20 protein-coding genes and 2 pseudogenes are annotated in these 18,954 nt (G+C 69.5%); 9 read left to right on the plus strand and 13 right to left on the minus strand.

From position 1 onward, the window contains the following. The first annotated feature begins 179 nt into the window (after nucleotides 1-179). The 3 genes from OXS27_RS12460 (at nucleotide 180) to OXS27_RS12470 (ending at nucleotide 4,343) form a co-directional block, all read left to right on the plus strand. The gene (locus OXS27_RS12460) at nucleotides 180-2,279 is read left to right on the plus strand and encodes an exopolysaccharide transport family protein (protein WP_267356458.1); all 2,100 of its coding nucleotides are present in this window, start codon (nucleotides 180-182) and stop codon (nucleotides 2,277-2,279) included. Between the two features lie 32 nt (nucleotides 2,280-2,311). After that, the gene (locus tag OXS27_RS12465; RefSeq protein ID WP_267356492.1) at nucleotides 2,312-3,580 is read left to right on the plus strand and encodes a VpsF family polysaccharide biosynthesis protein; all 1,269 of its coding nucleotides are present in this window, start codon (nucleotides 2,312-2,314) and stop codon (nucleotides 3,578-3,580) included. A 148-nt stretch (nucleotides 3,581-3,728) separates the two neighbouring features. Further along, nucleotides 3,729-4,343, plus strand: coding sequence for a septation protein A (locus tag OXS27_RS12470; RefSeq protein ID WP_243916182.1), 615 nt, complete (start codon nucleotides 3,729-3,731; stop codon nucleotides 4,341-4,343). 3 nt (nucleotides 4,344-4,346) lie between these two features. On the opposite strand, the gene OXS27_RS12475 is transcribed toward OXS27_RS12470, so the two are convergent. Genes OXS27_RS12475 through OXS27_RS12485 form a run of 3 tightly spaced genes read right to left on the minus strand, consistent with a single transcriptional unit; the run spans nucleotide 4,347 to nucleotide 5,912 of the window. Further along, nucleotides 4,347-4,961 (minus strand): DsbE family thiol:disulfide interchange protein, encoded by a 615-nt coding sequence (locus OXS27_RS12475; protein WP_243916183.1) that lies wholly within the window; start codon nucleotides 4,959-4,961, stop codon nucleotides 4,347-4,349. After that, the gene (gene ccmD / locus OXS27_RS12480) at nucleotides 4,958-5,101 is read right to left on the minus strand and encodes a heme exporter protein CcmD (RefSeq protein ID WP_243916184.1); all 144 of its coding nucleotides are present in this window, start codon (nucleotides 5,099-5,101) and stop codon (nucleotides 4,958-4,960) included. The genes OXS27_RS12475 and ccmD overlap by 4 nt, the downstream gene beginning before the upstream one ends. A gap of 10 nt (nucleotides 5,102-5,111) precedes the next feature. Beyond that, nucleotides 5,112-5,912: a heme ABC transporter permease gene (locus OXS27_RS12485; RefSeq protein ID WP_267356459.1), complete on the minus strand. Its 801-nt coding sequence runs from the start codon at nucleotides 5,910-5,912 to the stop codon at nucleotides 5,112-5,114. A gap of 405 nt (nucleotides 5,913-6,317) precedes the next feature. Here OXS27_RS12485 and OXS27_RS12490 point away from each other — a divergent pair, with 405 nt between their 5' ends. Beyond that, nucleotides 6,318-6,992, plus strand: coding sequence for a trna delta -isopentenylpyrophosphate transferase (locus OXS27_RS12490; RefSeq protein ID WP_267356460.1), 675 nt, complete (start codon nucleotides 6,318-6,320; stop codon nucleotides 6,990-6,992). Nucleotides 6,993-7,021: 29 nt separating this feature from the next. Next, the gene (locus OXS27_RS12495) at nucleotides 7,022-7,333 is read left to right on the plus strand and encodes a hypothetical protein (protein ID WP_243916187.1); all 312 of its coding nucleotides are present in this window, start codon (nucleotides 7,022-7,024) and stop codon (nucleotides 7,331-7,333) included. 9 nt (nucleotides 7,334-7,342) lie between these two features. Here the strand turns inward: OXS27_RS12495 and OXS27_RS12500 are convergent, their stop codons facing one another. Together OXS27_RS12500 and OXS27_RS12505 are read right to left on the minus strand one after the other, a co-directional pair. After that, nucleotides 7,343-8,095 (minus strand): methyltransferase, encoded by a 753-nt coding sequence (locus OXS27_RS12500; RefSeq protein ID WP_267356461.1) that lies wholly within the window; start codon nucleotides 8,093-8,095, stop codon nucleotides 7,343-7,345. Further along, nucleotides 8,092-8,316, minus strand: a complete 225-nt coding sequence (locus tag OXS27_RS12505) for a DUF2007 domain-containing protein (protein WP_267356462.1) — start codon at nucleotides 8,314-8,316, stop codon at nucleotides 8,092-8,094. The genes OXS27_RS12500 and OXS27_RS12505 overlap by 4 nt, the downstream gene beginning before the upstream one ends. A 156-nt stretch (nucleotides 8,317-8,472) precedes the next feature. Here OXS27_RS12505 and OXS27_RS12510 point away from each other — a divergent pair, with 156 nt between their 5' ends. Further along, the gene (locus OXS27_RS12510; RefSeq protein WP_267356493.1) at nucleotides 8,473-9,492 is read left to right on the plus strand and encodes a polyprenyl synthetase family protein; all 1,020 of its coding nucleotides are present in this window, start codon (nucleotides 8,473-8,475) and stop codon (nucleotides 9,490-9,492) included. A gap of 125 nt (nucleotides 9,493-9,617) precedes the next feature. Here the strand turns inward: OXS27_RS12510 and OXS27_RS12515 are convergent, their stop codons facing one another. Beyond that, nucleotides 9,618-10,046, minus strand: coding sequence for a helix-turn-helix domain-containing protein (locus OXS27_RS12515; protein ID WP_267356463.1), 429 nt, complete (start codon nucleotides 10,044-10,046; stop codon nucleotides 9,618-9,620). 153 nt (nucleotides 10,047-10,199) lie between these two features. Between OXS27_RS12515 and OXS27_RS12520 the strand changes: the two genes are divergently transcribed. Together OXS27_RS12520 and OXS27_RS12525 are read left to right on the plus strand one after the other, a co-directional pair. Then, the gene (locus OXS27_RS12520; RefSeq protein ID WP_267356494.1) at nucleotides 10,200-12,017 is read left to right on the plus strand and encodes a chloride channel protein; all 1,818 of its coding nucleotides are present in this window, start codon (nucleotides 10,200-10,202) and stop codon (nucleotides 12,015-12,017) included. Continuing rightward, nucleotides 12,014-12,493: a hypothetical protein gene (locus tag OXS27_RS12525; RefSeq protein WP_267356464.1), complete on the plus strand. Its 480-nt coding sequence runs from the start codon at nucleotides 12,014-12,016 to the stop codon at nucleotides 12,491-12,493. Before OXS27_RS12520 ends, OXS27_RS12525 begins: the two co-directional genes overlap by 4 nt. Before the next feature lie 12 nt (nucleotides 12,494-12,505). Here OXS27_RS12525 and OXS27_RS12530 read toward each other — a convergent pair whose 3' ends face one another. From OXS27_RS12530 to glp, 5 genes and pseudogenes are all read right to left on the minus strand, one after another. Beyond that, entirely contained in the window at nucleotides 12,506-13,378 is an 873-nt protein-coding gene (locus tag OXS27_RS12530; protein ID WP_267356465.1) for a 4-(cytidine 5'-diphospho)-2-C-methyl-D-erythritol kinase, read from the minus strand. A gap of 121 nt (nucleotides 13,379-13,499) precedes the next feature. Further along, nucleotides 13,500-13,745: pseudogene (locus tag OXS27_RS12535) on the minus strand (PIN domain-containing protein); the annotation flags it as partial. Between the two features lie 91 nt (nucleotides 13,746-13,836). Then, nucleotides 13,837-13,923 (minus strand): annotated as a pseudogene (locus OXS27_RS12540) (VapC toxin family PIN domain ribonuclease); the annotation flags it as partial. Nucleotides 13,924-13,934: 11 nt separating this feature from the next. Further along, nucleotides 13,935-14,162: an AbrB/MazE/SpoVT family DNA-binding domain-containing protein gene (locus tag OXS27_RS12545; RefSeq protein ID WP_267356466.1), complete on the minus strand. Its 228-nt coding sequence runs from the start codon at nucleotides 14,160-14,162 to the stop codon at nucleotides 13,935-13,937. 104 nt (nucleotides 14,163-14,266) lie between these two features. Continuing rightward, complete coding sequence (gene glp, locus OXS27_RS12550) at nucleotides 14,267-15,502, minus strand: gephyrin-like molybdotransferase Glp (RefSeq protein ID WP_267356467.1); 1,236 nt, start codon at nucleotides 15,500-15,502, stop codon at nucleotides 14,267-14,269. Nucleotides 15,503-15,659: 157 nt separating this feature from the next. On the opposite strand from glp, the gene OXS27_RS12555 reads away from it, so the two are divergent. Then, nucleotides 15,660-16,805, plus strand: coding sequence for an aminotransferase class V-fold PLP-dependent enzyme (locus tag OXS27_RS12555; RefSeq protein ID WP_267356468.1), 1,146 nt, complete (start codon nucleotides 15,660-15,662; stop codon nucleotides 16,803-16,805). An 8-nt stretch (nucleotides 16,806-16,813) separates the two neighbouring features. On the opposite strand, the gene OXS27_RS12560 is transcribed toward OXS27_RS12555, so the two are convergent. Both OXS27_RS12560 and OXS27_RS12565 read right to left on the minus strand, forming a co-directional pair. After that, nucleotides 16,814-17,944, minus strand: coding sequence for a GNAT family N-acetyltransferase (locus OXS27_RS12560; RefSeq protein WP_267356469.1), 1,131 nt, complete (start codon nucleotides 17,942-17,944; stop codon nucleotides 16,814-16,816). 2 nt (nucleotides 17,945-17,946) lie between these two features. Then, complete coding sequence (locus OXS27_RS12565) at nucleotides 17,947-18,936, minus strand: sterol desaturase family protein (protein WP_267356470.1); 990 nt, start codon at nucleotides 18,934-18,936, stop codon at nucleotides 17,947-17,949. Nucleotides 18,937-18,954 lie beyond the last annotated feature (18 nt).

Here is an 18,954-nt window from a genome sequence, read left to right on the forward strand (position 1 = left end):
CGTGATACATAGTAAATATCATTCGAAGTTGCGCGAGGTGTTTACCGGAAACGCAGTAATGGATACGTCTTGTTGGGACAACTTCAGTTTCGGCAGCTTATCACCCATATGCGCGACTCTTGCAGGCTCGGGTACGGCCCCCGCGGGTCTGGCCAGGATTGAGACGACGGTGACCGATCGTGACACGGATCGACCCTAACCTCGCTGTCGCGACTTGGCTGGCGCCGGTGCAGCCTGCTCTGCCCGAGCGGCCCGTCCGGCCGGAGACGAGCGCCGAGGCCAGCGACCTGTGGCGCATCCTCTGGCGGCGCAAGACGCTGGTGATCGGGACCGCCCTGCTGCTGGCCCTGCTGGCCCTGACCTATGCCCTGCTTACACCATCCCTCTACACGGCGACCGCCCAGATCCTGATCGACCCGCGCGACCGTCAGGTCGTGTCCAACGACGTCAACCCGGGCACCCTCTCGCCGGATGGCGGCATCGCGCAGGTCGAAAGCCAGGTGAAGGTGATCGAATCCGACGCGGTTTTGGGCCGGGCCGTGGCCCAGACCGGGCTGGAAACGGAACCGGGCTTCGGCGCACCCCGCAACCTCTGGCTGACGCGCACCGTGGCCACGCTGCGGGCGCTGGTCACTGGGCCGCAGCCCGAACGGAAGGTCGACGCGCAGGGCCGTGCCCTCGCGCAGCTCCGGCGCAAGCTCGCCGTGAAGCGCGCCGACAAGGTGTTCGTGATCGACGTGATCGTCACCACGGAGGATCCCGACCTCTCGGCGAAGATCGTCAACGCGATCGCCACCGCCTACCTGACGGACCAGACCGAGGCGCGTGCCGATGCCGCCCGACGCGCGGCGGGCGATCTTCGGGGCCGGCTCGACGAGTTGCGCCAAGCGGTCAACGTCGCCGACAAGAAGCTCGAGGATTACAAGGCCCGCGCCGGCCTGATCACCGCCAGCGGCCGGCTCGTCAACGAGCAGCAGCTGACCGACCTCAACACCCGGCTGGTGGCCGCCCAGGCCCGGACCGCCGACGCGCAGGCGCGGCTTCAGGGGATCCGCGACGCCCGCGGCCGGGCGGTCGGGGCCGGCGCGATGCCGGAGGCGGTGCAGTCCGCGTCGATCGACCGCCTGCGCGGGCAATACGCCGAACTCGCCGCCAAGGAGGCGGACCTGCGCACCAATTTAGGCGAGCGCCATCCGTTCATCGCCGCCGTGCGCACCCAGATGCAGGATGTCCGCCGCCTGATCGACGCCGAGCTCAACAGGATCGCAGGCGCGGCCGAGACCGAGGCCCACCGCGCCCAGGCCAACGAGCGGACGCTCACCGCCGAGTTGACTCGGCTCCGGCAACAGGCGGCGGTCAATTCCCAGTCTTCGGTGCAGCTGCGCGAACTAGAGCGCGAGGTCGAGGCGGCGCGTTCGGTCTACAACGCGTTCCTGGTCCGCGCCCGAGAGATCAAGGAGCAGAGCAGCATCGACAGCTCGAACGCACGGATCATCACGGCGGCCCGCCCGCCGGAGGATCCGAGCTGGCCGCCGCGGTTGATCCTGATCGCCGCCGCGCTGTTCGGCGGGATCGGCCTCGGCGCCGGGCTCGCGCTGATGCGGGAATATCTCGCCCCCACGGTGCTGTCGCCGCGCCAGCTGGAGCGGATCTCGAACGCGCCGGTCGTGGCGGTCCTGCCGGGCCTGCGACCGCGCGGCGCCAACGCGACGGCCGCGGGCATCACCCTGGACCATCTCGCCGCGACCGCCGGCAGCCTCGGGCGCTCGCTCGTGCTGATGGTGACGTCGGGCGAATCGGACCAGAAGCGGCGCCGGGCCGTGATCGGGCTTCTCGCCGCGGTAGCGGTCGGGCGCGGTGATCGGGTTCTGCTCGTGGACGCGGATCTGCGCGGCTATGGGGCGAGCGCCGGCGGCCTGCTCGATGTGCTGCGCGGCGAGCAGAGCCTCAACGCGGTGACCGACACTGATTCGAAATCCGGCGCGCGGCGAGTCGGGCTCGGCGACACGAGCAAGCTGGTCCGTGAAGCCCTCACGGTCGATAACGTCGAGCGGTTCGTGGCCGGCGTGAAGGCCCGTTTCGAGCTGGTGATCGTGGATGGCGGGGTCCTCAGCGAGAACCTGCGGCTCGGCCCGCTCGCGAACGCTGCCGATCGGGTGCTCATGGTGGCCTGCAATGGCGCGACCCGCCAGCGCGACCTGATCGACCTCGTCGACAGCTCCGAGGCTTTGGGCCGGCCGATCTCCGGCTCCCTGTTCCTGACCCGGCGCCGGGCGTGAGGCTCGCGCGCGCCGAACCCGCGGCCGAGCGAATCGCGCCGCTGCGGGCGGGCACATCACGGCGCGGCGTAATCGCCCGTGCCGAGTCCCTGGTCTTCGTCCTGTGGGCGGCGCTCCTCGTCGGTGTCTCGGGGGGCCTGCTGTGGGTGTTCGGGCTCAACTATGACGGGCTCACCGGCTCGGCCGCCTCCAAGATCCACCCGGCGACCTACCTCGCGGTCGCGCTGTTCGGCTGGACGCTGCTGCGCGCTGGCAATCCGGTGATTCCCGTGGCGCAGGCTCTGAACCGCCGGCCCGCCAGCGTGCTGCTCTCCGTCTGTGGCGTGCTGCTCCTCGCCCTGATCGCAACTCGCGGCGGGACCGGGCTCGCGGGCTCGATTGATACCTTCGTGCTGGCGGGCCTCCTGCCGATCCTGCTGCTCGATCGCGACGCGGAGACCCTCGGGCGGATCGAGATCGTGTTCCATCTGGTGATGCTCGCCAATGCGCTGCTCGGCCTCTACGAGCTCGCCAGCGGCCAGCGCTTCTTCCCGTTCCGCCTCGACGGCGCGGATTTCGACTGGGACACGCGCTCGGCGGCCTTGCAGGGCCACCCGCTCAGCAACGCGACCGTCACGGCCTGCTACATCCTGGCGCTCGCCGCGGGCGGTGGCCGGCTGGGGCCGGCCCTGCGCACCGGGATGATCGCCCTGCAGCTCGTGGCGCTGGTGACGTTCGGCGGGCGCTCCGCCATCGTGATTACGCTTATTCTCGGCGGCGCAGTCGGGCTCGTTGCACTTGGGCGCGTCCTGCGGAGCGGGCGGATTCCGCTGATCGGTGCGGCCTGCGCCTGCTTTGCGCTGACGCTGGTGCCGGTCGCGGTGGCGGTGCTGGCGGCGCTTGGCTTTTTCGACACCTTGCTGGACCGATTTGCCTCCGACGGCGGCAGCGCGCAGGCCCGGGTCGACATGCTGGAAATCTTCCGCGCGATCCCGTTCCGGGAGCTGCTGCTCGGCCCGGATCTCCAGCAGGTCACCACTCTACGGCGGATCTACGGGCTGGAATGGGGCATCGAGAACTCGATCCTCTCGACCCTGCTCTACCAGGGCATCCTGATGACGACGCTCCTCGTGGTCGCGGTGGGCTTGTACCTCGCCGAGGTCGCGCGCGTCTGCCGGCACGGCGTCTGGCTGCCGATCCTCGCCTTCGTGATCCTGGTCAACACCTTCGAGGGGCTGGCGGGCAAGACCACGCTTCTGGCGAAATTCGCCCTGATGCTGATCGTCTTGTTCCCGAAAGCGCCGCTCCGCGGGCGCGCCTGAGACCGTCCGGCGCCGGGCGGGCCGAGGTGGGCGATCCCGGCAGTCTTGATCGTGATGGACAACGCGCGCGCCGCGTTCCACACACCCCACGAATCCAGTCCGGCCCCTGCACGTCCCGCGGGTGCCGCATCCGAGCCAACTGACGCGCATGCAGATCGAATCCGTCCCTCCGCGCCGCCACCTGCCGCCGCTGATGAAGCTGGCGCTCGAACTCGGCCCGCTGGTCCTGTTCTTTCTTGGGAATGCGTACTCGGAAAAATTCGGCGTCGCCCCCGACCAGAAGCTGTTCGTGGCCACCGGCCTGTTCATCGCGGCGACCGTGGTGGCGCTGGCGATCCACTACGTGCTGATGCGGCGCCTGCCGATCATGCCGCTGGTGTCGGGCGCGGTCGTGATCGTCTTCGGCGGGCTGACCGTGGCGCTGCAGGACAAGACCTTCATCATGGTCAAGCCGACCATCGTGAACGCCCTGTTCGGCACCATCCTGCTCGGCGGCCTCGCCTTCGGACGGCCGCTCCTGTCGGTGGTGCTCGATTCGATGTTCAGCCTCACCGAGGAAGGCTGGCGCAAGCTGACCTTCCGCTGGGGCCTGTTCTTCTTCGTGCTGGCGGCGCTGAACGAGATCGTGTGGCGGACGCAGACCGAGGATTTCTGGGTCAACTTCAAGGTGTTCGGCATCATGCCGATCACCGTGCTGTTCGCCCTGGCGCAGACCCCGCTGCTCTCCCGCTACGAGAACAAGGCGCCGCAGCCGGAGGCGTGAGCCCTACTGGGCCGCCGCGACCTTGCCGGCGGCCCGGATCCGCGTGAGCACGCTCGCAAAGTTATCGGGCGTGAGGATGCCGACGAGCTTGTCGCGGATCACCCCGTCCGGCCCGACGATGAAGGTCTCGGGCACGCCGTAGACACCGAAATCGATCGCCGCGCGCCCGCTCGCATCGGCGCCGACGGCGCTGAACGGTACGCCGTGCCGGGCGAGGAAGCGCTGCCCGGCCTCCGGGTTCGGCTCCTTGTAGTCGATGCCGACGAGCCGGATGCCGGGCTCCTTGGCTAGCCGCATCAGCATCGGGTGCTCGACCTGGCAGGGCGCGCACCACGAGGCGAACACGTTGATCACCGTGATCTGCCCCTTCAGCTCGGCGCTCGACAGCCCCGGCACGGGAGCCCCGGCCGCGGTCAGCCCCGGCACGGCCGGCAGGTCGAAGCTCGGCACGGGCTTGCCGATCATCGCCGAGGGCAGTGCGGCCGGGTCGACCCCGGAGCGCAGGCGCAGGAAGAATACGGCGGCGAGCAGCACGAAGGCGAGCGCCGGCACGATCAGCAGCAGGGAGCGGCGAACCGGAAGCGGCCGCTCGGTCACGTCGTCATGCAGGTTGGTCATCGGCGGTCCTCACCGAAACCCTTGAGCGCCCGTAGCTGCGCCCTCCGGTCGCGGATCGCGTTGCCAACCAGCGCGACCATCACCAGCGCGGTGAAGGCGTAGGCCACCAGGATGAAGCCGCCGTGAGACCCGAGATCCATCGTGCCGATCCTAAACCGGTTGGCCCACCGGCAGCCCGGTCGAGGGCTGCGGCGTGATGCGGGGCTGAACGCGATCCAGGCGCTCGGCCTCGCGGATGGTCAGCGTCCGGACCCGGCGCCGCATGATCTCGGTGCGCATCGCGTAGAGATGCAGCGTGGTGCCGCCGAGCGTCGCGGCGCCGATCATGATGAGCAGCGGGTAGAGCATCGAAGGGTCGATGGTCGAGCCGCCCATGCGTAGGATCGAGGCCGGCTGGTGCAGGGTCGACCACCAGTTCACCGAGAACTTGATGATCGGCAGGTTCACGGCGCCGACCAGCGTCAGGATCGCGACCGCGCGGGCGGCGCGGTTCGGATCCTCCAGCGTGCGCCAAAGGGCGATGATGCCGCAATAGATCAGCAGCAGGATCAGCATCGAGGTCAGCCGCGCGTCCCAGACCCAATAGGTCCCCCACATCGGCTTGCCCCACAGGGAGCCGGTCACGAGGCAGATCAGCGTGAAGGCCGCGCCGATCGGCGCCGCCGCGCGCTGGGCCACGTCGGCCAGCGGATGGCGCCAGACCAGGGAGCCGATCGCCGACACGCTCATGGCTCCGTAGAAGAACACGCCGAGCCATGCCGCCGGGACATGGATGTACATGATCCGCACAGTCTCGCCCTGCTGGTAATCGGGCGGCACGACGAAGAAGGTCTGATACAGGCCGACGGCCAGCACAGCGAGCGATAGGACCGTAAGCCACGGCACCAACGCTCCCGACCAGCGCATGAAATGGCTGGGATTCGACAGGCGGGTCCAGAGGGAAGGCGTCATCGCGGCTGCTGTCTCGGACATCGTGATTGCCGGTCTACCCTAGGGTGCGGTGCAGCAACAATGCGGGTCGTCGGCGCAGTCTGTCTGGTCGCTGAAATGTGGTCGCTTCGGGCTGGCAAGGGCTCGGGTGATGGACAGGGCATCTGCAGGAGCTGAAATGGCACTCAACGTGGATTGGCCTCCAGCCTCATACGGCTTCGCGTTCCTCCTAACCCCCGGCGCCGAGACGCGCGGGCGATGATGAGGCGCATCCATCGCACGCCCCCCAGGCCATGGCTTTTCACGTCCCGACCTTGCAAGCGGCGGGACGATCACGCATATAGATACGAACAAAAAGAGAACAAAAGAGCGTCGCCTGAGAAAGCTGTGGACGACGCGGCCTGATCCTCCCGGAACGAGCCCCGCATGCGCACCGCCGACAAGCAGATCTCCGACATCCTCGTCCGCTACGGCGAACCCTTCGGGGGCAACGTCTGGCGGGTTCAGGGGACGGCCGTCATCTACCACAAGACGCTGGAGCGGATCGCCGCCCAAGCCGGGATCGTGTTCGAGCCGCCAACGGTCATCCGTGCCGAGCGCGACGAGGCGGTGATGCTCGTCACTGGCCGTCTGCCCGGCACGAAGCCCGGGACGGAGCGGGTCGAGTGGTCGATGGGCGAGGCGCTGGTCAACGTGAACTACCGCGTGTCCGGCAAGCAGGCGGCCTACGTCTACGCCATGGCGGAGAAACGCGGGAAAGATCGCGTGATCCTCAAGCTCATCGAGTTGCACGGTCTCGTCTACTCGGAGGAGGAGGCCGACGAGTTCCGCGCCCACCAGCTCCCGATCCGGGCCGTCGACGAGGATTTCGAGGAGGCGCCCGCCTTCGACGAGGTCACCGAGGCGGAGGGCGACCTCAAGCGCCGGATCGACGAGGCCGGGACGATCAACGCGGTCACCGACCTGATGCTGGATGGCGCCACCCAGACGATCCTCGCCGCGATGCCGCCCGGCACCCGCGACGAGGTCCGCGATTACGCCAAGGCACGCCTCGTGGCGCTCGGCTGGCCGAAGCGCCCCGGCCGCCGCAGCGCCGCCTGACCCGTATCCCTTCACCCAAGGAGACCGCCATGCATCGCGCGACGCGCCGCCGCACCATGAAGGCCCGCGGACACAGCCACCAAAGCTGGAGCATCGAGACCCTGTCGTACAGCCCCTCCCGGATCGTTCGGCTGGGCGACGAGAAGGTCGCAATCCTGTTCCCGCCGGTGGAGCCCGGCGCCGCCTGGCAGCTTTACCCGCATCCCGACACGTTCCCCGGCCTGAACTTCGAGGGCCTGCCGGCGCCGCTCCGCCCGGAATTCCTGGCCTTCGCGGATCTTCCGGAAGTCGAGCGCTTCCTGGGGATCGGGGACGAGGAGCCCGCCGCCCTGGCGGCGTGACCGGTCGGGTCAGCAGCGCGGCGGCGCCCCGTGAAGTTCGGCGGCCTCCCGCGTGAAGGCGCCGTCCGGTCCGTGCAGAATTAAGGGTGGCTGCAAACGCAGCGGGGCGCGGCTTCCCTTGACGGCGCTGATCAGGATCCGGATCGCCGGCGCCTCGGCGCGGGGATGGACCGGACGGATCGCCAGATCGCCATACCGGCCGCGAAGGGTTTGCAGGCATTCGGCGAGAGCGTCGGCCCGATGGATCAGCCCAAGCCGCCCGCCGGGTCGCAGGATCGCCGTGCAGGTGCGGATCCAAACGTCCAGCGTCTCACTGGAGGCCTCACCGGCAAAACTATGCGCCGTAGCCCGGCCAGGATGCGGTGAAACCCGGTGATGGCCGACCGTGAAGAACGGGGGGTTCGTCAACACCACGTCGAAACTGTCCGGCAGCAGACCGGCTGCGCGGCGTTCTGTCGCGGGGGCGAGCACGTTGGCTTCGATCACGCGGGCATCGATCCCGTTCAGCGCGGCGTTCGTCCGAGCCTGTGCAGCAAGATCGGGATCGCGCTCGACCAGGGTCGGTCGAAGGCCGGGCACCATCGCGGCGCAGCCGAGCCCGACGGCTCCGGTTGCGGCTCCGACATCGCACAGTCGATCCTCGGGGGCCGGGATAAGGAGGCGCGCCAGCAGCACCGCGTCGGTCCCCGCCCGGTGTGCTCCGCGCGCGGGCTGATGCAACCGCAGGCTCCCGCCCAGGAAGGCATCCGGCGCCTCCGTCACGGCTGGCGCAGCTCGTGGGCGAGGCCGGCATCCTTGAGCAGGCGCCGCGCCTGGGCCTCGTAATCGCGCGGCACCAGCAGCCGCTGCCCGAACATGCCGATCGACCCCTCCATCAGGCTCATCTGGCTGTCGGCCACGAGGACCGGGATCTCGGCCGCTTCGAGGATCGTGCGGGCGAACCCGATCAGCACGACATCGTTGGCCCGGATCAGCTCGACCATCAGAGTCCCCCAAGGGCCGGCGGTTTCGCCGCGTCGGCACTGCGCTCCCGGCGACCCATATCGCAGGGGAGCCGATGTTGCGGCGCCGCGAGGCCCGTGCGAAGGGATCGCCCTCCGCCCGGGGCGGAACCGGTCTGGAGGTCACGCATCTTGGGTATGGCCCTCTCCATCGAGAACCCGAAGCCTGAGATCGAGGCGGGGTTGAACGACCTCGTCGCGCTGGTGGCCGACGGCATGGCGCGGGTCAACACCACGATCCTGTCGCGGACGGGCTCCGAGGTGACGATGATCCCGGAGGTGGCGAACCACCTGATCGCCTCCGGCGGCAAGCGCCTGCGCCCGATCCTGACCCTCGCCTGCGCCAAGCTCTGCGGCTACGCGGGCGACACGGACGGCGACGTGAAGCTCGCCGCCAGCGTCGAGTTCATGCACACCGCCACGCTCCTGCACGACGACGTTGTGGACGAGAGCGACATGCGCCGTGGCCGGGTCGCCGCCCGGATCAAGTGGGGCAACGAGGCCTCGGTGCTGGTGGGCGACTTCCTGCTCGGCCAGGCCTTCCGGATGATGGTGGAGGTCGGCTCCCTGAAGGCGCTCGACATCCTCTCGGCCGCCGCCACGGTGATCGCCGAGGGCGAGGTGATGCAGCTCACCAACGCCAAGAATCTGGAAACCGATGAGGCCGCCTACCTCGCGGTGATCCGCGGCAAGACCGCCGAGTTGTTCGCGGCCGCCTGCGAAGTCGGGCCCGTCCTTGCAGCACGCCCCGAGGCAGAGCAGGCGGCGGCGCGCGCCTACGGCATGAGCCTCGGCATCGCCTTCCAGTTGATCGACGACGTGCTCGATTACGGCGGCACCTCGGCCGAACTCGGCAAGAACGTCGGCGACGATTTTCGCGAGGGCAAGATCACGCTGCCGATCGTGCTTGCCTATCGCCGGGGCAGCGAGGGCGAGCGCGGCTTCTGGCGGCGGACCCTTCAGCAGGGCGAGATTCGCGACGGCGATCTGGAGACGGCCCTCGACCTGCTCCAGCGCCACGGCGCCCTTGAGGAAACGGTGGCCCGTGCCCACCAGTACGGCGCCGAGGCCCGGGCGGCCCTCGATATCTTTCCGGACGGTCAGGTGAAAGCGGCGCTCAACGGGGCCATCGAGTTCTGCGTGGCGCGGGCGCGCTGAGGCGGCGCGTCAGAGCGTTTCCGATCGATTGATCGGGTCTGCCGGATTGGCGAAAGACAGTATGCGGCGCAATCGGCGCCCTGGCAGAACGACCAGAAAGGTCGGCCGGACGGACATGCCCTGCGTCAACGCGCCGCGGATGCGAGCGCCTCGGTCAGCGCGGGTGCCAATCCGCGCAGCTCTCCCAGATGCGCTGCCGTCAAGGTCCGCAGCAGCGCCTCGGCGCGGGGGGTGAGCGCAAGCTCGCTCCGGCGCCGGTCCTCGGCAGCCCGTGTCTTGCTCAAGAGCCCGGCCTCGACCATGCGGGCGACCAGTTCGGCGGCGCTGTGGGGCGCGATGAGCAATTGCTCCGCCAGCAAGCCAACGGTGGCCGGGTTGCGCCCAACATGCCCGGCAAGGGTGAGCAGGGCCTGATGCTGCTGCGGCGGCAGCCCAGCCCGGCCCGCGGCCGCCTCGCTGAAGGCCAGGAAGCGCCGGAGGCGGAACCGGAAATCCGCCAGAGCCGCATATTGCTCCGATGACAATGTCTCGGCGCCCAATGCATCGGCGTCCATAGCAATACCCCAGCTTCCAGGGCCCCCGTATCCTAACGCACCCCTGCGCGTCCCATGCCGAACGACGCTCGTCCGTTCCGCCCACCCGTAGATCCGCGCCTAGATGTATCGTATTACGATATATATGACGGGGTGACGGAAGAGGAGGCCTTGATGGAGGGCGGGCTGGAGATCGAGCGTGGCGGGCGCGGGCCGCATCGTCGGGCGCTGGGCGATTTCAGCGCCGATCGGCGCGTGGTGATCCTGGCCGGGATGGCGATCGTCACCGGCACGGCAGCGAGCGGCACCGCCTGGATCCTGCTCACGCTGATCGGCTTCGTCACCAATGTCGCGTGGTACGGCCGCTTCGACACGGCCCTGACCTCCCTCGCCGACGCCGCTCCGGGCCCGTGGATAGTGGCGATCCCGGTGATCGGCGCCCTGATCGTCGGCGCCATGGCGCGTTACGGCTCCGAGAAGATCCGCGGGCACGGCATCCCGGAGGCCATGGAGGCGATTCTGATCGGCGGCAGCCGGATGTCGCCCAAGGTCGCGGTGCTTAAGCCGCTCTCGTCCGCGGTTGCCATCGGCACCGGCGGACCGTTCGGCGCCGAGGGGCCGATCATCGTCACGGGGGGCGCAGTCGGCTCGCTGTTCGCCCAGTTCTTCCACCTCAGCGCCGCCGAGCGGAAGACGCTGCTGGTGGCAGGCGCCGCCGCCGGCATGACGGCGATCTTCGGGACGCCGGTGGCGGCCGTGCTGCTGGCGGTCGAGGTGCTGCTGTTCGAGTGGCGCCCGCGCAGCCTCGTCCCGGTCACGGTCGGGGCGGTGACGGCGGCCTGCTGGCGGCCGGCCTTGTTCGGGGCGGGCCCGCTGTTTCCCTTCGCCGACAACCCGGCGCTGCCCTGGTGGGGCCTGCCGGCCTGCGCAGTTCTGGGCCTCGCCTCCGGCTTGATCTCGGGCGTTCTGACCCGGGCGCTGTATGCTCTGGAGGACGGGTTCGGCAAGATCCCGCTGCACTGGATGTGGTGGCCGGCGCTCGGCGCCGTCGTGGTGGGTTTCGGTGGCCTCGTCGAGCCCCGGGCACTCGGCGTCGGCTACGATGTCATCCACGACCTGCTGTCCGGGCATATGCTGGCCGGCGCGGTCGTGACGATCCTGGTGGTCAAGGCAGTGATCTGGCTCGCCGCCCTGTCGTCGGGCACCTCCGGGGGCGTGCTCGCGCCCCTGCTGATCCTGGGCGGGGCGGTGGGATGGCTGATCGGCCTCCTGTTGCCGGGGGCGCACGGATTCTGGGCGCTGATCGGCATGGCCGCGATGCTCGGTGGCACGCTGCCGGCACCGCTGACCGGCGTGGTCTTCGCGGTCGAGGTGACGGGCGACGTCGCCGCCCTGGGGCCGCTGCTTGCCGCGACCGTGGCGGCCTACGCGGTGACCGTTTTGCTCCTCAAGCGGTCGATCCTCACGGAGAAGATCGCCCGGCGCGGCCAGCACATCACCCGGGAATACGGGATCGATCCCTACGATCTCACCCGGGTCGAGGCAGTGATGACCCGCTTCGTCGCGACCCTCGACGCCAATCTTTCAATACCGGAAGCGCTGGCCGCCATCGAGGCGGGCGTGCATCATGCCTACCCTGTCGTCGACGCGGTAGGCCGGACGGTAGGTCTGGTGTCGCGCAGCGATGCGCTGCGCTGGACTCTGGAGCAGCAGGACACCGACCCTCTGGCGGAGACACTCGGCGAGCGCGTTTCCGATGCCGACCTCGCGATCGTCCATCCGGGCGACGTCATTTCGCACGCGCTCGACGTGATGCTCTCGGCCGGGCAGGGCCGCCTGCCGGTCACCGACCCACAAAGCGGACGCTTGGTCGGCTTACTGACCCGCAAGGACCTGCTGCAGGTGCGCGCGACCGTGGTGCGGGCCGAAGCCGAGCGCCGCGCGTTCTTCCGGAGACGCCGGGGTGAGCACCGCACGGGATCAGGAGCATGAGTTTGGAGATTCGGATCCCCGGGCGGACGATCGGCCTGGATCGACTCAAGCCAGGCGCCTGCTATCTCGCGACCGGTGCCGATGGGCCGGACCTCGCCCTCATCGTCATCCGGGCGGGACGGCGGGAGGCGCTGCTGCTCAACCGACGCAGCGGCAACGGCGATCTGCCCATCCTGTCCGGTCTCGCCACCGGCATCGATGTCCTCGAATTGCAGGGCGCCGTCCTGGCGCCCTGCGGCGCGATCGGCGACATCGCTTTCGGCCCGGCAGACAGCGTTCCCGCGGCACTCCATCTCGGAGACGGCAACGCCTATCTGTGCGGCCGCGACGCGTCCGGGGGCTTGGCAACCTTTGATGTCGTCAGCGGTGTCGCGAGCGTGATCGATCCCGGGGACTTGCCGCATGCAAAGCGCTGGCGCGTGATCGTGCCGGATGCAGGCGGCGTCGTCACAGTCTACGCGGCGGAGCCGGCCTGAACCCGGCGGGGCTCAGCGCAGGAAGGTCGGCGCCACCCACCAATCCGGATGGGCAGCGCGCAGGCTCGCGGCCGCCCGCACCGCCCCGCGCCGATCGGCGTACAGCGCGAACACCGTCGCGCCGGAGCCCGACATCCGCGCGAGCCGACAGCCTTGGTTGCGCAGGGCCGCCAGAACGGTCCCGATCACCGGCGCCACCGTGAGGGCCGGCGGCTCCAGATCGTTGCGCGCCGGACCGATGGCCGCCACGAGGGCGTCGCCGCCGAGCCCCAGGCCGATCACGGGATGCTCCGCCCCAGGCAGGCTCTGCCCGACGGCGAGGCCCAGCGCCTTGAACACCGGCGCCGTCGGCACCGGGACGCCGGGATTGATCAGCACCGCAGGCAGCGGTGCGAGATCGAGCGGCGCACCGATCTGCTCGCCGACGCCGCGCATCATCCGAGCCCGCGGATCCAGGCAGACCGGCACGTCGGCCCCCGTCTCCCGCGCCGCCGCGACGACGGCCGCGTCGTCGCGCGACAGTCCGTTGAGACGCGCAAGCAGGCGCAACGCCGCGGCGGCGTCGGACGAGCCCCCGCCAATTCCGGCCGCCACCGGGAGGCGCTTGGTCAGGTGGAAGGCGCCCGTGCGAAGACCCGGCACGCGTGCCGCAAGGTGGCGCGCCGCGCGCAGGACGAGGTTGTCGCCGGTGGGACCGGCCGGCCCGGCGGTCGGACCCGAAACGGTCAGCCCGAGGGGCGCGGTGGGATCGAGGGTCAGTCGGTCGGCGGTGCCAGCGAAGGCCACAAGGCTCTCCAACGCGTGGTAGCCGTCATCCGCCCGCCGCCCGAGGATGTGGAGCGTCAGGTTGACCTTGGCGGGGGCGCGGTCTGCAAGCAGGGGCACGGGATCTCGGGCAGGTGACGATTCGAACGAGCGGTCGCTGTACAGGCTCCCGACCGCGAAGTCCCGCTGCCGTGAATGCAAATCCGGGCCGTGCGACCGGCCGCTTTCCGCTATGGCAGCGTCACGCGGGTACGCCCGCTGCCCCTTCGACCCAGTTCTCAACGCGAAGATCCGGCTTCAGCCGGTCGAACTCGCGCGTATTGTTGGTCACCAGCGTCACATCCCGTGCAGGGGCGTGAGCGGCGATCCAGAGGTCGTTGTTCACGATCATCAGACCGACCTTCTGGAGCTTCGCACGGAACAGCGCATACCGTGCGGCGACCGACTCGTCGAAGGGCACTGCCGGGATGAGCTGTGCAAGATCGGTGAGCGCGCGTCGCGCCGCCTCGCACCGGAGTCTCCCGGATCTTCTCGATACCGAACAGAAGTTCGCCCAGGGTGATCGGCGACATCACGACCTCGCCTGGCTGAAGCACCTGGAACCGCTCCAACACCTGCCGCGGCCTCGCGCGGCGGATGTGGATGCAAATGTTCGTGTCCAGCATGTAGCGCGGGGTCACGGAGTGTTGCGGTCCTGTGGTGGCCCATCGTCCCGGGCGAGATTGTCGATCGGCAGTTCCGTCAGGAGCGCGAAGGCTGCGGATAGATCACGGTCCTGAACCTCGCGCAGGACGACCTCGTCGCCCCGCCGATAGATCTCGACCTCAGGACCCTGCAGCTGAAAATCTGTCAGGATCCGAACCGCTTGACTGTTTCCGGAGCGAAAGACCCGCGTTCGTGTCATGTCCGCCTCCGAGTCTATACGGGGAGTATATATGCCCGATGCACAGTGTCGACGTGATGGTCGATACCGTGGGCCGGGGTGCCGCATGACGCTACCCGATACGCTCAGCCGAGATCCCCATGCGGCCGGTACGGCAGTGCATCGCCTGGGCGAATCTCCGTCAGGTCCTCGCCGAGTTCGACCAGCCCGTCGCTCGCCGACAGGCCGGTAAGCGCCCCCCCCGGCACGAGAATGGCCTCGGCCATTCCGGTCTCGCCGGGGCGCAGGCACACCCGCAGGTATTCCCGCCGGCCGGCGCGTTTCTGCAGGGCGAAACCGCTGCGCACGGTGAGCGCCGGCGTCGCATCCTCCGTCCCGGAAAGATGCAGGACCATGGGCTTGAGCACCGCAAGCGCGGTCACGTAGGCGGCGGCCGGGTTGCCCGGCAGCCCGATGAATGGCGTGCTCGCCACCGTTCCGAGCGCGACCGGACGGCCCGGCTTGATCGCGAGGCGCCAGAGCGTGAGCGACCCGGAGGCCTCAACGGCGGCACGGACGTGATCCTCCTCCCCGACAGAGACGCCCCCCGAGGTCAGGATCAGGTCGTGCTCGGCAGCGGCCGCCGCGAGGCGGTCGCGCACCTGCCCGGGCACATCGCGCAGGATGCCGAGATCGTGGGGGTCGGCGCCGAGCCGCCGTAGCAGGGCGGCGAGCATCGGCCGGTTGGCATCGTGGATGCCGGCGGGTGGCAAGGGCTCGCCCGGCGGCGTCAGCTCGTCGCCTGTGGAGAACAGCGCGACCCGCAGGGGTACGCGCAGGCGCAGATCGGGGCGCCCGAGCGCGGCAGCGAGCGCCAGATGCCGTGGCCCAAGCCGGGTCCCGGCGGGGATCGCACGGGTGCCGCGTGCGATGTCCTCGCCGGCACGACGCCGATTGGCGCCCGGCGCGAGCTCCGCGGGCAGGCGCACGATCTGTCCGTCGAGTTGAACGTCCTCCTGCATGGCCACGGTATCGGTGCCCGGGGGCATCGGTGCCCCGGTGAAGATCCGCACCGCGCGGCCCATTCCGGTTTCGGCCGGCGCATGGCCAGCCGGCACCCGACCGCCGAGGGGCAGGCTGTCCGCTCCAGGGGCAAGATCGGCGGCCCGGAAGGCGTAGCCGTCCACTGCGGCGTTGTCGAAAGGCGGCAGGTCGAGGGGCGCGATCAGATCCTCGGCGAGAATCCGGCCGTCTGCGCCCGCCAGCGGCACGGTCTCGATGCCGGCGAGCACCGGAAGGCAAGCCCGGATCAGCGCCACCGCATCGGCGACCCGCAGGGGTGCGGGCGGCGTCTCGAAGCAGTCGGAACTCAGGCGACCCATGATGGCACGGGATCAGGCTGGGGCAGGCGGGTCGGCACGGGGCGGCCTCGCGGACGGTGGTAGGCCGGCTTGCGACATCGGGATCGCGCGATCAAGCCCCGGGCGACGGCGCGAATCATCGCTCGCACGGGTCCGATCCGCTACGATCCAGTTCGCCATGCCCGAGCCCGCTCTGCCGACCGCCCAGGAACTTCCCTGCCAGCGCCACCTGTTCGAGGTGCCGGAGGCGGTCAGCTACCTCGATGCGGCGGCGTGGTCGCCGCTGCCGCTTTGCGTGCGCGCCGCCGGCGAGACCGGCCTCCTGACCAAGAGCCGACCCTGGGACCATCCGCGTGAGGCAATTCCCGCTCAGGTCGAGCGAGCTCGGGCCGCGGCGGCCCGGCTGATCGGAGCCGGGCCGGACGATGCCGCGATCGTCGGCGCAGTCAGCCACGCCATGGCAATAGCCGCGCGCAACCTCGTGCCGATCCCCGGCGGCCGCCTGCTGCGGGTGGCCGACGAATTTCCGTCCCTGCGCTTCGCCTTCGACCGGCTGGCTGCCGCACAGGAGCTCACCGTGGAGGAGGTCGTGCGTCCCCCGGATGGCGATTGGACCGCCGCGCTGCTCGCCGCAATCGCGCGCCCGGGCGCACCGCCGCTCGCGCTCGCCACTCTGACCCCGCTGCACTGGACCGACGGAAGCCTGATCGACCTCGACCGCCTCGCGCCCGCAGTCCACGCGACCGGTGCGGCCCTGGTGATCGATGCGACGCAGGCGGTCGGTGCCATCCCGGTGGATGTGGCCCGCTGGCGGCCCGATTTCCTGGCGTTCCCGACCTACAAATGGGCGCTGGGACCCTACGGCCTCGCCTTCCTGTACGCGGCGCCGCACCGGCAGGACGGCACGGCGCTCGACGAGCATGTCGGCAACCGCCCGGCGGCTGTTGGCGCGCGGCGCTACGATCGAGGCGAGCTCAACGATCCCGTGGCGCTCCCGATGGCCGCAGCCGGGCTGGAGCTGATCACGAGCTGGGGCGTGCCGGCCGTCGCCGCTCGCCTGCGCGGGCTGACGGACCGGCTTGCGGATGCGCTCGATGTGCTCGGTCTCGAGATTGCACCGCGAAACCTGCGGGCGCCCCACATTCTTGGAGTGCGGCGGCCAGGTGGGCTGCCTGCCGGATTTATCGAAGGCCTGCGCCGCGACGGGGTCTTCGCGAGCGAACGCGCCGGGGCTCTGCGGCTGAGCCCCCATGTCTGGGTCAACGACGACGACCTCGCCCGCTGCGTCGCGGCGATCCGGAACGGCCTCGGCGGCGCAGCGTAGCGCGACGGTCAGGCCGCGATCTCCGCCGCGGGGGCCTGCCCGGCCGCGTCCGCTCGCTTGCCGAAGCGTCGGCGCCACGCGTGCTGCGCCCGGTCCACGAGCTGCGCCGCCGTGCCCTGCGGCGTGCGCGCGCCCGTCATCGAGGCCAGGGTCAGGACCTCGGTGCCGAACCGGCTCTTGAAACCCTCGTCACCGCAGAGGAAATCCACCGTGTGCAGCCCGCGATCAATCGACCACATAATGTAGTCCATCATCAGCACCATGCCGGGCGAGGCGCGCTCGACCTCCGGATCGTAGGTGGTGACGAAGGCCATCATCGCGCCGGCCTGGACGAAGTTGATCGACACGGCCACAACGGCGCCGCCGCATTCCAGCACGAAGGCGTGCAGCAAGCCTGCATCGGCGAGTACCTGGACCATGACGGGCAACGCTTCGGACCCCGCGTCGTAGAAGGCAGTGGAGGCGAGGCCGTGGCGCTCGAGCCAAGCCCGCTTGAAGGTGGTCAGCCGGTCGAGCACCGGCCCGAGGGGCTCGTCCAGTCCGAGCAGGCGGAAAACGAGGGGGCCGCGTTCGCGCAAGGCTTTCTGGCCGCGCCGGTAGTTCTGCCGGGTCTTTTTCGACTGCGCGTCGAACCACGCCTGTCCGGTGGTCCACGAGCCGCGCACCCGCCAATTCGCCTCGTCGCGGTGGTTCAGGTGCAGCCGAACCCCGCCACCCTCCGGCTGGAGCAGCGTCCGAGCCACCGCGTCCGGCAGGAGCCGGTTGAGATAGGCGAGATCGAAACCGCCGGCCCGCCCGGCGTAAAGCCACATCCGCCGGACGAGGTCACGGTCGGTCCGGTCGGCGAGCAGTGCATCGCCGAAATCCGAGCAGTCCTTGGCGGCCCATTCGAGCACGCGGAACCCCTTCCGGCGCACGGTAGCGAGCGGCAGCACGCCGATGATATCGTCGCCCCGCCACGCCAACACGACGGCGAGCGCCCGGCGCTCCCGGTCGGGTGCGCTCGCCCACCACGCGGAAACCCAGGCGTGGCTCTGGAAGACCAGCGCGCCGCTCGCCTTCCACAGCGCCGTCCAGGCGGGCCCGGCCTCCGCCAGCCGCCCGGCGGTGCGGATGGTCTCGAAACGCTCGGTCGCCATGCTCAGGCCCCCGACCGCGGCTGGGCCGGCACGCCGCGCAGGCGTCGCACCTGTCGCGCGATCCGCCGGCCCATCTTCTTCAACGGCAGCACGTAAAGCCCCGACAGGGACTGGTAATCGGCGACGTCCCGGTCGACGAGGCCGAACTTGAAATCCTCATTGGGCTTCGGGATGCAGAGGGTACCGAACACCCGGTCCCAGAACGAGAACAGCAGGCCGAAATTCTTGTCGTAATGCTCCGGCGCCGTGGAGTGGTGGAGCTGGTGCCAGTGCGGGCACAGGATGATCGTGTTGAGCCGGCCGAACGAAATCTTGAAATGGGTGTGACGCACGAAGTCCATCATCAGGATGTTGCGCATGATGTAGACGTTGATGCCGAACACAGTCAGCTCGACCGGGTTCAGCGCCAGCAGGCTCCAGATCCCAAAACAGATCCCGGGGATCACGCCGTCCCAGGCGCGGTTCATCAGCTCGTCCAGCGGATGGACGCGGTCCTTGGTGATCCCGACCATCACCTCGGCCGAGTGGTGGACCTTATGGAGCTCCCACAGGAACGGGTAGCGGTGCTGGGCCGTGTGGTAGAGGTAGTAGGACAGATCGTAGGCCAGCAGCATCGTGGCGGTGAATACCACCACGGTAACCGGACCGGGCTCGCCGAGGATCGGCTGATCGATCCCGAACAGCGCGCCCAGCACCCGGTTGGTGGCGTAGCCGACCGCGACCACGAAAATCACGCCTGCCGGGATCAGCAGGAACGGCATGATTGCCTTGCGGGTGACGTAGAACAGCAGGTCCGCCCGAGCGGAGGGATGGGTCATCACCTCCCGCGGTAGCGCAAATTCGAAGAACTCGGCGAACGAGTACTTTTCGGCCGTGCGCAGATAGGCGATCAGGGCGCAGATCAGCGCCGTCGCGAACAGCAGGCCAGCGGCGAGCAGGTTCTCACCCGAGAGCTTCGCGGCGATCCGCTGGATGAAGTCGGCCACATCCATGTCTACGCGTTCCCTTCG

Source organism: Methylobacterium sp. GC_Met_3 (assembly GCF_026540775.1).
In the GTDB taxonomy this organism is placed as follows: domain Bacteria; phylum Pseudomonadota; class Alphaproteobacteria; order Rhizobiales; family Beijerinckiaceae; genus Methylobacterium.